This is a genomic window from Ruegeria sp. THAF33 (genome assembly GCF_009363615.1).
Classification (GTDB): Bacteria; Pseudomonadota; Alphaproteobacteria; order Rhodobacterales; family Rhodobacteraceae; genus Ruegeria.
Map to the genome: position 1 here is coordinate 1,093,017 of NZ_CP045384.1, position 12,758 is coordinate 1,105,774.

Genomic DNA, 12,758 nt, shown 5'->3' on the forward strand with positions numbered 1-12,758 from the left:
TGCTTTGGCGCAGAATACGCGAATTCATTTGCGAAAAGCCATGCCGCGAATGCGGGGAATTTACGGTGTGGCCCTGCAGATACAGGCTTGGCCCCAAGCCCCGTTGACGCCCCTTTGCCCCTTGCATAGGAAGGGCAAAACCGACCGGAACCGGGCGCAAAGGCGCCCAGAGGGAATGCCATGACCGAACCGACCAGCGCACCGCGTTCATTTCAGGAGATCATCCTGCGGCTTCAGACCTATTGGGCGTCTAAAGGCTGTGCCATTCTACAGCCCTATGACATGGAAGTCGGGGCCGGAACGTTCCATCCCGCGACCACCCTGCGCGCGCTTGGCTCGAAAGCCTGGGCTGCGGCTTACGTTCAACCGTCACGCCGCCCGACGGATGGGCGTTATGGCGAGAACCCGAACCGGTTGCAGCACTACTATCAGTACCAGGTGCTGATCAAACCCAGCCCACCGGATTTGCAGGAGCTGTATCTGGGAAGCCTCGAGGCGATTGGCATCGACATGGACCTGCACGACATCCGTTTTGTCGAAGATGACTGGGAAAGCCCGACGCTCGGCGCGTGGGGTCTGGGTTGGGAAGTCTGGTGTGACGGAATGGAAGTCAGCCAGTTCACCTATTTCCAACAGGTTGGCGGCCATGACTGCGCGCCGGTATCAGGCGAACTGACCTATGGGCTTGAGCGTCTGGCCATGTATGTGCTGGGCATCGATCACGTGATGGACATGCCGTTCAATGACCCCCAGTCGCCCAGTCCTTTGACTTACGGCGATATCTTCAAGCAGACCGAAGAGGAGTACGCCCGCTGGAACTTTGACGTGGCAAACACCGAGGTTCTGCTGCGCCACTTCGAAGAGGCCGAGGCCGAGTGCGCCGCCATTCTGAGCCAAGAGCATGTGGACCCGAAGACGGGCAAGCGCATCATCATGGCGCACCCGGCCTATGATCAATGCATCAAGGCCAGTCACATCTTCAACCTGCTGGACGCGCGCGGCGTGATCTCGGTGACCGAACGGCAGGCCTATATCGGGCGCGTCCGGGCGTTGGCCAAACAATGTGCGGATGCGTTCGTGCAGACCGAGGCCGCCGGGTTTCAGGCCTGATGAGGCAATCAGGCCAGCCCGGGCAAAAGCGCCTTGAGCCCGTCTGCGATCATGCTGACGGCAATGGCGGCAAGGATCATACCCATGAAGCGGCTCATGATCACGCGCGCGTTGCTGGACAGGCGTTCAGCCAGCCAGGCGGCGTTCCAGAACGTGATCAGAAGCAGACCGACCACGACAAGAAATACTCCCATAAAAACAAAAGCCTCGACCGTGGTTTTAACCTGATGTGCGTACAGGACCAGGGTGGTTATCGTGCCGGGGCCCACAAGAATGGGAAAGGCCAGCGGGTAAAAGGCGACCGTATCGGTTTCGGGGTAAGCTTCCTTCTCTCCTTTTGTTCCATGATGAGAGGTGCTTTCGTTTCCGTTCAGCATGTTGAGGCCGATCATCATAACGACCAGGCCGCCGGCGACGCGCAGGTGATTGACGCTGATGCCAAAAAGGCCAAGCGCCTGACTTCCGACCAGCGCAAAGGCACCGCCAAGGATCAGGCAATAGATCACCGTCTTCACCGCAATCTTGCGCTGGTCGGCAGCAGGCAGATCCTGAGTGACGCTCAGAAACACCGGCAGGTTGGAAACCGGGTTCATGATGGCAAACAATGCGCCGAAAAAACCGACAGCAAGCGTGGATTCCATGGTGTTGACCTCATTGATGCCTGTACCCGGACGAAACCTGTCCTATTTTACAAGAACTTGAAAGAGGCAGCCTGAAACATGACGGGAAAACTGCTGGCAATTGTTCTGTTGTTGTCGGCCTTGGTGGCCGGGGCCGGAATGTATTATTTGCAGATTTACGGTTTCTACTACGAGGTCGAACCGCAACCCGGCCAGGACGTGGTCCTGATGACGGACCAAAGCGATGCGCCTGTCCCGATCCCCTATTCAGACTTTCAGGCGATCGATGCGGACAGTTCTCCGATCCGCTACCGCGGCTGTTTTGAAACGGATCTGAAACCGGATCAGATGGCCGGGTTCATTGCTGTCGAAAACCCCGAACCCTTGACCGCGCCGGGCTGGTTTGACTGTTACGATGCCGTGTCGCTGGGCGATGCGCTGAAATCGGGGCAGGCGCAGGCGTTTTTGAGCGAAAAGAACATCCATTTTGGCGTTGACCGGATCGTGGCGATTACCAGGGATGGCAAGGGATATGTCTGGCACGCGTTGAACAACTGCGGTGAAAAAGCCTATGACGGTACGGTGGTGGGTGAGGAGTGCCCGAAACGCCCTGAAAACTGAGGAAAACCATGGCTGACGCCGTTTTGATCCCGGACTTCATTACTGCAACTCTGGGGTTTGCGGTGTATTTGTTGGGTGCCCGGATCAACGGCAAAGTCGCAGTTCTGAGGCAGTTCAATATTCCTGAACCGGTCACGGGCGGCCTTTTGGCCTCGCTCGTGGTCTTGCTTCTGTATCTCGCTGCCAATGTCGAGCTGTCATTCGAGTTGCAGACCCGGGACGCTCTGCTGGTTCTGTTCTTTGCCGGGATCGGGCTGAACGCGCGGCTTTCCGACTTGATTGCCGGTGGTAAGCCTTTGTTGATCCTGCTGATTTTGACGCTTGTCACGATTGTTGCGCAGAACGTTATCGGCGCGGCAGGGGCTTTCTTGTTTGGCTATCCGGCGCAAGCAGGCGTTCTGTTCGGTTCGGCCGCGTTGATTGGTGGACACGGAACCGCAATCGCATGGGCACCCGAAGTTGCCAGCGCAACGGGTCTGGACGGTGCAACCGAACTTGGCGTTGCCGTGGCGACGCTCGGACTGGTGCTTGCAGCGCTGGTGGGTGGCCCCATCGCCCGTCTTCTGGTGGAAACACGAGGCCTGTCGCCGGACCGACCTGACGAAGAACATACGGTCGGACTGCCGGAAGAAACGACCGCAGCCACCGAAATTGACCATGTGACCATCATGCGCGTGCTGCTGCATCTGAACCTTGCGATTATTCTGGGCTATGCGCTGGGCGAGGCGATTTCGGCAGCGGGGCTGAAACTGCCGCTGTTCGTGCCCTGTCTGATCATGGGCATCGTGATCTCGAATGTCCGTGCGGCCATCGCTCCGTCCGCGCCGCCGGTTGCACGGACACCGTCGCTGGCATTGCTGTCTGAATTTGCGCTTGGGGCCTTTCTGGCAATGTCCCTGATGAGCTTGCAGTTGTGGACCATCGCGGAACTGGGTGTGGCAATTGCCGTGATCATGACGGCGCAAACGGTGTTTACGGTTGCCTTTGTGATTTGGGTATTGTTTCCCCTGATGGGCTCGAATTACCGCGGAGCGGTGCTGGCAGCGGGCTTCGGAGGCTTTGCCCTGGGCGCCACACCCACGGCGATTGCAAATATGACGGCTGTAACCAAGCGATATGGGCCGTCGCCTATTGCCTTTATCGTGCTGCCCCTTGTATCCGCCTTCTTTGTGGATATCGCCAATGCCATCGTCATTCAGACGATTGTGAACTTCTAAGGACCGACTATGCCCGACCTGCTGATCGAACTGTTTTCCGAAGAAATTCCTGCGCGGATGCAAACCCGTGCCGGTGAGGATCTGAAAAAGCGGATTACCGATGGTCTGGTCGAGGCCGGTTTGACCTATTCAAACGCGGCCGCACTGACCACACCGCGCCGCCTGACACTGGCGGTGGAAGGTCTGCTGGCGCAAAGCCCGACAATCCGGGAAGAGCGCAAAGGGCCCAAGGTTGGCGCGCCGGACAAGGCGATCGAAGGGTTCCTGCGGGGCGCGGGCCTGACCCGCGACCAACTGGAAGAGCGTGAGACACCCAAGGGCGCTGTCTATTTCGCCACCATAGAGAAACCGGGCCGCCCGGCCGCCGAGATCATTGCCGAAGTGCTGGAAGCCACCATTCGCAATTTCCCATGGCCCAAATCCATGCGTTGGGGCAGTGGCAGTCTGCGGTGGGTGCGTCCGTTGCATTCCATTCTGTGCATCTTGTCGGATGAATCAGGGGCGCAGGTTGTTCCGATGCAGGTCGATGGCATTCGTTCCGGTGACACCACGGCCGGTCATCGTTTCATGGCCCCCAACCGGTTCTCGGTTACGTCTTTCGAGGACTATGCTGCCAAGCTGAAACGCGCATTCGTTTTGCTGTCACAGGATGAACGTGCCGAACACATCTGGAATGATGCGCAGAACATGGCTTTTGCCGCCGGTCTGGAAATCGTCGAAGACAAGGGACTGTTGGCCGAGGTTGCCGGGCTGGTGGAATGGCCTGTGGTGTTGATGGGGAAAATCGACGAGGAATTCCTCGAATTGCCGCCCGAAGTGTTGCAGACCTCGATGAAAGAACATCAGAAGTTCTTTTCGGTGAAGAACCCCAAGACCGGTCGGATCGAGCGTTTCATCACCGTCGCCAATCGCGAAACCACCGACAACGGCGCGACCATTCTGGCCGGCAACCAAAAGGTGCTGTCGGCGCGTCTGGCCGATGCCAAGTTCTTTTGGGAAAACGACTTGCGCATTGCCAAAGCGGACATCACCCAATGGACCCGCGCGCTGGAGAACGTGACCTTCCACAACAAGCTGGGCACGCAGGCCGAGCGTATTGATCGCATCGCTGCTCTGGCCCGTGAACTGGCCCCGGTGACAGGCGCGGATGCCGATCAGGCCGAAAAGGCTGCGCGTCTGGCCAAAGCCGATCTGAGTTCCGAGATGGTCTATGAATTCCCGGAACTTCAGGGGCTTATGGGGCGCTACTATATCAAAGCCGCAGGCGAAGACGCCGCCGTGGCCGCCGTAGCGCAGGAACATTATTCGCCTCTTGGCCCCTCGGATGACGTGCCGACCGCGCCACTGTCTGTAACCGTGGCTCTGGCCGACAAGCTGGACACGTTGACCGGATTCTGGGCGATTGATGAGAAGCCGACTGGATCGAAAGACCCGTTTGCGCTGCGCCGAGCGGCATTGGGGGTCGTAAGGCTAGTGTTGGACAACAATTTGAGAGTTGGCCTAACCTCTCGAACGATTGAGCGTCATTTGCTCGCTACTCTTATCGCGGTCAAAGGCAGTGAAGTACGTGCGAAAGGCGATGCTATTGGCCAAAGTGGGATAGCAGAATATCTGTCTAACGATCAGCTGAAGGAACTGGCTTACGCTGTCGTGGACAGCGATGGGGCGGCAACTGAAGAACAGCTTTTGGCACGACTGGACAAGGACAAGCTAAACCTCCTCTCCTTCTTCCACGACCGCCTCAAGGTCTTCCTCCGCGACGAGGGCATCCGCCACGACATCATCGATGCCTGCATCGCGATGGAGGGGAATGACGACCTCAACCTGCTGGTCAAACGTGCCCGCGCGCTGAATGCCGTGATCGCGACCGAGGATGGGGAAAATCTGGTGCAGGGGTTCAAACGGGCCAACAACATCCTGACCCAGGCCGAGGAAAAGGACGGCGTGGAATACTCCTATGGCGCGGATGTGAAATTCGCCGAGACCGACAGCGAGAAGGCGCTTTTCGCGGCTTTGAATGGAGCGCAGACGCAGATCGACGTTGCCCTGAAATCCGAAGACTTCCCAACTGCAATGGCGGCCATGGCCGCGCTGCGCGGGCCGGTGGATGCGTTCTTTGAGGACGTACAGGTCAACACCGACAATGACGTGATTCGTCGTAACCGGTTGAACCTGCTCAGTCAGATCAGGCAGGTTTGTTCCAGCGTGGCCGATCTGTCGCGGATCGAAGGTTGAAACCTCGGGCACGCAGCGATGCGTGCCCACAACGCCCTTGCACGAAGGGCGCAAGCGCTTATGCTGCAGGCAAATCAAAAGGTGCTGCAGTGCAGAATAATCCGCATACCACGCTCATTACATCCGATGCGCCGGTCACGGCCCATACCCATGGCGGGCGGGCCAAGTGTCTGCAGCGGCTGGTCCGACTGGACCTGCCGGTGCCCCGGACCGTCGCCTTGTCGTTTGATGCGGTCCATCAGATTGCGGAAGGCGACGTTCCGAACCTTGACGCGATCCTTGAGCAATTCGATCCCACGACCTTGCTGTGCGTCCGACCAAGTTCTGAAGATCCCGATTGGGGTGGGCCCGGTGCGGTTCTAAACATTGGCATGAATGATGCCCGCTATGTGGACCTGTCCGATACCATGGGGGCAGAGGCCGCTGCTGCGCTGTATCTCAGGTTCGTTCAAAGCTATGCGATCCACGTGGCGCGGCTGGACGCGGATGTGTTCGATGACATCGACATGGATGGCAGCGAAGGCCTGCGCCATTCCCTGCGCGCGTACGAAGATGAAACGGACGAAGCCTTCCCGCAGGACCGGGGTGAGCAGTTGATCGGGGTTTTACGCTCGATGGCCCGTGCATGGGACGGGACATCCGCCCGGCTGCTGCGGCAGGCCAAGGGGGCCCCGGCAGATGCCGGTCTTGGGCTTGTCATTCAAGAGATGATCCCGGGCGTCGGGCAGGGTGAGTGCGGATCAGGCGTGCTGCAACTGGTCGACTCCACCACCGGAATGCCGCAGATCACGGGGCGCTACCTGAGCCAGAGCCAGGGCCGGGATGCGCTGGGCGAAGATGTGGCAGCGCTGTTTCTTGAAAAAGACCCGCGAGGACCGTCGCTTGAAGAAGTCGCACCCAAGGCCTTTGCCGAGTTGAAAGAACAAGCCGCGCTGATGCGCGAAAAACTGCGCGAAGAAATGCAGGTCGAGTTCGTCATTCAAAACGGCAAAGTGCATATTCTGGATGGCGTCCGGGTTCAGAGAACGTCGCGCGCAGCGATGCGGATCGCCGTTCGTCTGGCTGAAGACGGGATCATACCGCCGCAAGAGGCGGTGATGCGTGTGGACCCCCATGCGTTGAATGAACTATTGCACCGGCAGGTCCATCCGGAAGCGCGGCGTGATGTGCTGACGACGGCCATCGGCGCCAGCCCGGGCGCCTCAACCGGAAAGATCGTGTTTACATCCGCAGAAGCGCAGGCCAGTGCCGCGCGCGGAGAGGCATGCGTTTTGGTCCGCCGCGAAACCTCGCCCGAGGATGTGCGCGGGATGCATGCCGCCGTAGCGGTTCTGACGGAAAAGGGCGGCATGACTAGCCACGCTGCCGTGATTGGTCGTGGACTTGGCCTGCCCTGTATCGTTGGTGCCTCAGACATGCGGTTCCAGACCAAAAAGAAGATGCTGACCGCACCCGATGGTCGTGTTTTCAAAACCGGCGATGTTCTGACCATCGATGGCAGTTCCGGTCAGGTGCTGGCAGGGCAGCCAGCCATGCTTGAGGCCGCGTTGGATGATTGTTTTCAGACATTGATGGCCTGGGCCGATGCCGAGCGTGATATTGACATCCGCGCCAATGCCGACACGCCGGCCGATGCGCAGACGGCGCGCAATTTTCAGGCTCAGGGGATCGGCCTGTGCCGGACGGAACATATGTTCTTTGAACCCGGTCGCCTGATCGTGATGCGCGAGATGATTTTTGCGCAAACGTCTTCGGGCAGGGCGGCCGTGCTGGAACGTTTGCTTCCGATGCAACGCGAAGACTTTGTTCAACTGTTCAGAATCATGGAAGGGCAGCCTGTCTGCATTCGCCTGTTCGACCCGCCTTTGCACGAGTTCCTGCCCACCACGCGCAGCGGTCAACGGGAATTGGCCGAGGCTCTGGATTTGCCGGTTTCCGATGTCGAACGCCGGGTCAATGCGATGACTGAATACAACCCGATGCTGGGTTTGCGCGGCGTTCGTCTGGGCGTAACGGTGCCGGAAATTTATGACATGCAAGCGCGCGCGATCTTTGAAGCCACGCTTGATGCCAGAAAGAACGGCGCCCCGGTCGTGCCCGAAGTGATGATCCCGCTGGTCTCTGCGAAACGAGAGGTCGAACTGGTCAAGTCCCGCATCGATTCGGTGGCGGCCGCGGTCGCGTCAGAACGAGGGCAGGAATTTGAATATCGGCTTGGTGTGATGGTTGAAACCCCGCGTGCCTGTCTGCGCGCGGAAGAGATCGCCCCGCAGACCGCGTTCATGAGTTTCGGTACCAATGACCTGACGCAGATGACCTATGGTCTGTCCCGCGACGATGCCGGCCGGTTCATGTCCGCCTATGTTCGCCAGGGTGTCTTCGGCGAAGATCCGTTTCACGTTCTTGATCCGGATGGGGTCGGGGAATTGCTGAAGCTGGGAGCCGAGCGGGGACGAGCCGCGAAACCGGATGTAACCCTTTCGGTTTGCGGAGAGCACGGCGGAAACCCCGAATCAATCGCCATTTGCAGGGATCTGGGGTTCGACTATGTTTCGTGTTCGCCGTTCCGGGTTCCTGTCGCTCGGCTGGCTGCCGCTCAACTGGCGATTTCCTCCAGACTTGGGGGTTGACAGGGGCTGAAAACCCAAGGATTAGTGGGTTATCAGAACACTCGCAGGCGAAATTTATCTTCGCTGCGGGCAAGATTCCACTTGCATTTTCCGAAAGACTGGACCTTTGCGCTCGATTGCGTTAGATGCCTCGTCGCGCCCGCCGGGGGAGGGTATGGCGCGTGAAGTGCCTGTGCGAGGTTATCTGATGCTACGTTACATAATGGCTGTTGCCACAATGGCGGCAACCGTGCTGCCGAGTGCGTCCTTCGCCGAGAGGGAAGCAATTGATACTGCAAAGAAAGAACTTGTCGCCCGCAGCGAATTGCCGGCGCAAAGCTTTCGCGACTATTTCAAACTGTTCCAGCCGCGCAAGGCGGCCAAACCTGTTGAAGTAACATACTCCAAGGACTGGCTTGACCAACAGCCCAAGGCGACCGGTGACGAAAACTGGAAGTGCCTGTCCGAGGCGCTGTACTTCGAAGCGCGAGGCGAAAGCGTGCGTGGTCAGTTTGCGGTGGCCGAGGTCATTCTGAACCGGGTCAAAAGCAGCCGCTTTCCAAGTTCACTGTGTGGTGTGATCCGCCAGGGCACCGGCAAGAAATACCAGTGCCAGTTCACCTATACATGTGACGGTCGCAAAGAGGTCATCCACGAGAAGAAAGCGTATGAGCGCGTGTCCAAGGTCGCTCGGGCGGCCATTGATGGTATCGGCCATGAGCTGACCGAAGGGGCGACGCACTACCACACGACCGCGGTTCGGCCATCTTGGTCGCGGGTCTATAAACAGACTGCGCGGATCGGTGTGCACATTTTCTACCGCCACAACTATCGGACAGCGAGCAACTGATTGACGCACCCGCGCTGGAAGCTTGATGGCGCGTGGCAGGTCGCAGTCTATATTACGGGCCAGGAGGCCCGTAATGCTTTTCACCCGACGACACATTCTGAAAACAGCCGCCGCAGTCGCCATTTTGCCGGTCGCGGCCGAGGCTGGTTATCCGCCGCTCAAGGCGCGTCTGAGCCGACAGCGCGTTGCGCCCGATGGGTTTCCTGACACGACGGTCTGGAGTTACGGTGACACAGTCCCCGGTACGATCATAAAGGTCGATCAGGGCGCACGCGTTCAGCGCAAGCTGGTGAATGACCTTCCCCAACCCACATCGGTGCATTGGCACGGAATACGCATCGATAACGCCATGGATGGTGTGCCCGGCCTGACGCAGGATGTTGTCGAACCGGGCGGCACTTTTGACTATGATTTCGTTGTCCCGGATGCGGGCACCTATTGGTACCACGCGCACAACCAGTCGATGGAACAAGTTGCCCGCGGGCTTTACGGGCCGCTGATCGTTGCAGAGGCCACGGCACCGGATGTCGATCAGGATCTGGTGCTGATGTTGGATGATTGGCGGTTGAACCCTGAGACCGCGCAGATAACGGATGATTTCGACAATGGCCATGATCTGAGCCATGCAGGTCGGATTGGGAACATCCTGACCGTCAACGGATCATTCGATCCCGCGTTTGCGGTACGCAGAAACGAGCGACTGCGACTTCGATTGGTCAACGCGTCCAATGCCCGGATATTTGATCTGGATCTTGATGGTCTTTCGGGGTGGATCGTCGCCTTGGATGGAATGCCCGTGGAAACACCGCTGCGGCTGTCGGGCTCTTTCCCGCTAGCACCTGCGCAGCGTGCGGATCTGATTGTGGATGTCGTCACCGAGGGCGAAACGGCAAGCCTGGTCAGCGTCGAAAGAGATGGTTCCTTTGGGCTGGCACGGTTCGAGGTTGGTGGAAACGCTGCCGGGGCGCACAGGCACGGCGTGTCAGCATTGCCGTCTAACCCTTTGCCTGAGATCGGAAATCTTCAAAATTCCAGAACGCACCGGATGGTTCTGCAAGGTGGCGCAATGCGCTGGCTGGAAAGCGCCCGGCTGGGTGATACGGAACTGTCGGGCCGCGAGCTGGCGCAATTGGGCAAATTCTGGGCGCTGAACGGTTACGCCGAGCGCCCCGAAGATCCGTTTCTGGATGCGACCGTCGGCAGTTTGCACAGGATCGAGTTCGTGAATGAAACCGCATTTCCGCACGCAATGCATCTGCACGGGCATCACTTCCGGCTGATCATGGACGATGGATCTCTGGGCCCCTGGCGTGATACCGTTCTGGTCGGGCGGGGACAGGCGCGCCAAATCGCATTGATCGCGGACAATCCCGGGGATTGGTTGCTGCATTGTCATATGCTTGGGCACGCTGCTTCCGGGATGATGAGCTGGTTTCGGGTCTCGTGACGCCGCATTCGGCGGTTGGAATGGCGCTTGTTTGAATGCTATAGGCCCTCGCGACGCCTATAGTAGGCAAACTATGCAACGAGCCCGAAAAGGCCTGACCCATGAGTTCTGAAATCCGTCTGGCATTCGCACACCCGTCCGAACGGTCCGAGGCGACGTCTCCTCGGGGGCCGTTGGATCGTATCTCGTTGCGCGACCATATCGTCGAAGTCGAAATCGGTGCCTTCCAGGCCGAGCGGGGAACAACCCAGCGGATCTGCTTCAACATCGTGGTCGAAGTCCGACCTCTGACAGACCCGATTGATGATGATGTGGATCGCATCCTGTCATATGACCGCGTAACGGAATCCATCGCCTATGAGCTGGCGGCCGAGCGCCTGAACCTGCTTGAGACATTGGCCGAACGCGTTGCGGAACGCATCCTGCTTGAACCTCAGGCTGTAAGAGTCTTTGTTCGCATCGAAAAACTGGATCGGGGCCCGGGTGCGTTGGGGGTTGAGATCGTGCGCGGAAAAGACTCGGTCCATCATGAGGTGGCCGAAGAAGAACGCCCGCATCCCCGCCTTGTCTTCCTGTCGAATGACGCCATCGCCTCGGAAAACCTGAAGGGTTGGATCGATCAGTTGGAGAACCGCCAGCGCCCGCTGATCCTGTGTGTCGGGGCGTCCGACCTGGCCGCTCCGCAAACGGGTCATGCGATGACGCAACGCCGAATTGACCTGTTGGCAATTGAACAGAATGCCTGGGTTCTGGCGGCACGGGACCATCGCTGTGTGGTGGTCTCAACGCGGACCGAATTGGATTGGGCGATGAAGAATGGCCAGATCTGTGTCTGGGCCCCATCCAAGATCGTACTGGATGCCGTTGACGGCCCGTCTGCCGCCCCGTCGGATGCCGTGGCGCTGGCTGCATGGTTCGCGGCGACCTTTGAAGCGAGCGAAATGATGGTGATCGGCGGCGCATTGCCGACGGAACCCAAAACGCCTTTGCGCGCTGTAGCGGTGGATCAGGCCCAGCTGTGAGAACCTATTTCAGACCACTGGTCCAGCATGGAACGACCCGTCCCGCAGGCGCTGTGCCGCTGGCGGGCCAACCCCTTTGGTTCACTCATGTCGAGGCCCTGCGGCGCGGGTCCGAACCCGAAATCGTCGCGGCCTCGGACGTTCCGTCAGATTACCTGAGCCGTTTGATCCAACCGCGGGCTGACGTGGCGGGCCTTGATATGCAGGTGCCTCATATCATGGGGATTCTGAACGCCACGCCGGACAGTTTCTCGGATGGCGGTGTTCACAGCTCGGTAGATGCTGCTCGCGTGGCTGCGGTGAATATGGTGGCGCATGGTGCCACGATTCTGGATATCGGCGGAGAGTCCACCCGTCCGGGTGCGGATTTTGTCCCGGCCGAGGAAGAAATCGCCCGAACCCGTCCGTTGATCGAAGCGATCCGGTTGGAAACAGGCGCTTTGATTTCCATCGATACACGAAAGGTCGATGTCGCCAAGGCTGCCTGCGCGGCCGGGGCAGGGTTGGTCAACGATGTCTCGGGCTTCACCTTCGATCCGGCATTGGCACCGTTCTGTGCCGCGCAGGGTGTGCCTGTCTGTGTCATGCACATGCAGGGTGATCCGGCGACGATGCAGATCAATCCGCGATACGACAATGTATTGCTGGATGTTTACGATTTTCTCGAAGGCCAGATTGCGTTGCTGGAGCGTCTTGGCCTGAGCCGCGATCAGATCGTTGTGGATCCCGGGATCGGGTTTGGGAAGACCGAGGATCACAACCTGACCCTTCTGCGCAATCTCAGCCTGTTCCACGGCTTGGGCTGCCCGATCCTGCTGGGCGTGTCGCGCAAGGGCTTTATTGGTAGCATCGGAAAAGAGCCTCGCAAGACTGCCCGCGCGCCGGGATCAATCGCGGTGGCTCTGGCGGGATTGTCTCAGGGCGTGCAGATCATCCGCGTTCATGACGTGGCCGAGACCTCTCAGGCCTTGCGCCTATGGGCTGCTGTCCGGTAATCCGGTCGCACGGCAAATCACGGAGTGACACC

Annotated in this window: 10 protein-coding genes; 9 read left to right on the top strand and 1 reads right to left on the bottom strand. The window is 59.0% G+C overall.

Annotated features, from left to right (window positions below; all coding sequences use genetic code 11):
• Positions 1–180 precede the first annotated feature (180 nt).
• A complete protein-coding gene (locus FIU92_RS05540; protein WP_152457612.1) occupies positions 181–1,110 on the top strand; it encodes a glycine--tRNA ligase subunit alpha in 930 nt (309 codons plus the stop codon).
• A gap of 8 nt (positions 1,111–1,118) precedes the next feature.
• Here FIU92_RS05540 and FIU92_RS05545 read toward each other — a convergent pair whose 3' ends face one another.
• Positions 1,119–1,751: a MarC family protein gene (locus FIU92_RS05545; protein ID WP_152457613.1), complete on the bottom strand. Its 633-nt coding sequence runs from the start codon at positions 1,749–1,751 to the stop codon at positions 1,119–1,121.
• A 78-nt stretch (positions 1,752–1,829) separates the two neighbouring features.
• Between FIU92_RS05545 and FIU92_RS05550 the strand changes: the two genes are divergently transcribed.
• From FIU92_RS05550 to folP, 8 genes are all read left to right on the top strand, one after another.
• Positions 1,830–2,351 carry a DUF6446 family protein gene (locus FIU92_RS05550; RefSeq protein ID WP_152457614.1) on the top strand — a complete coding sequence of 174 codons (522 nt, stop codon included), beginning with the start codon at positions 1,830–1,832 and terminating at the stop codon, positions 2,349–2,351.
• 8 nt (positions 2,352–2,359) lie between these two features.
• Complete coding sequence (gltS, locus tag FIU92_RS05555) at positions 2,360–3,568, top strand: sodium/glutamate symporter (protein WP_152457615.1); 1,209 nt, start codon at positions 2,360–2,362, stop codon at positions 3,566–3,568.
• Positions 3,569–3,577: 9 nt separating this feature from the next.
• Positions 3,578–5,803: a glycine--tRNA ligase subunit beta gene (gene glyS, locus FIU92_RS05560; protein WP_152457616.1), complete on the top strand. Its 2,226-nt coding sequence runs from the start codon at positions 3,578–3,580 to the stop codon at positions 5,801–5,803.
• A gap of 89 nt (positions 5,804–5,892) precedes the next feature.
• Positions 5,893–8,433, top strand: coding sequence for a putative PEP-binding protein (locus tag FIU92_RS05565; RefSeq protein WP_152457617.1), 2,541 nt, complete (start codon positions 5,893–5,895; stop codon positions 8,431–8,433).
• A 187-nt stretch (positions 8,434–8,620) separates the two neighbouring features.
• The gene (locus FIU92_RS05570; RefSeq protein ID WP_152457618.1) at positions 8,621–9,262 is read left to right on the top strand and encodes a cell wall hydrolase; all 642 of its coding nucleotides are present in this window, start codon (positions 8,621–8,623) and stop codon (positions 9,260–9,262) included.
• A gap of 73 nt (positions 9,263–9,335) precedes the next feature.
• The gene (locus tag FIU92_RS05575; protein ID WP_152457619.1) at positions 9,336–10,709 is read left to right on the top strand and encodes a multicopper oxidase family protein; all 1,374 of its coding nucleotides are present in this window, start codon (positions 9,336–9,338) and stop codon (positions 10,707–10,709) included.
• Positions 10,710–10,810: 101 nt separating this feature from the next.
• Complete coding sequence (locus tag FIU92_RS05580; protein WP_152457620.1) at positions 10,811–11,731, top strand: dihydroneopterin aldolase; 921 nt, start codon at positions 10,811–10,813, stop codon at positions 11,729–11,731.
• The gene (gene folP, locus FIU92_RS05585; RefSeq protein ID WP_152457621.1) at positions 11,728–12,726 is read left to right on the top strand and encodes a dihydropteroate synthase; all 999 of its coding nucleotides are present in this window, start codon (positions 11,728–11,730) and stop codon (positions 12,724–12,726) included. The genes FIU92_RS05580 and folP overlap by 4 nt, the downstream gene beginning before the upstream one ends.
• Positions 12,727–12,758: the final 32 nt, after the last annotated feature.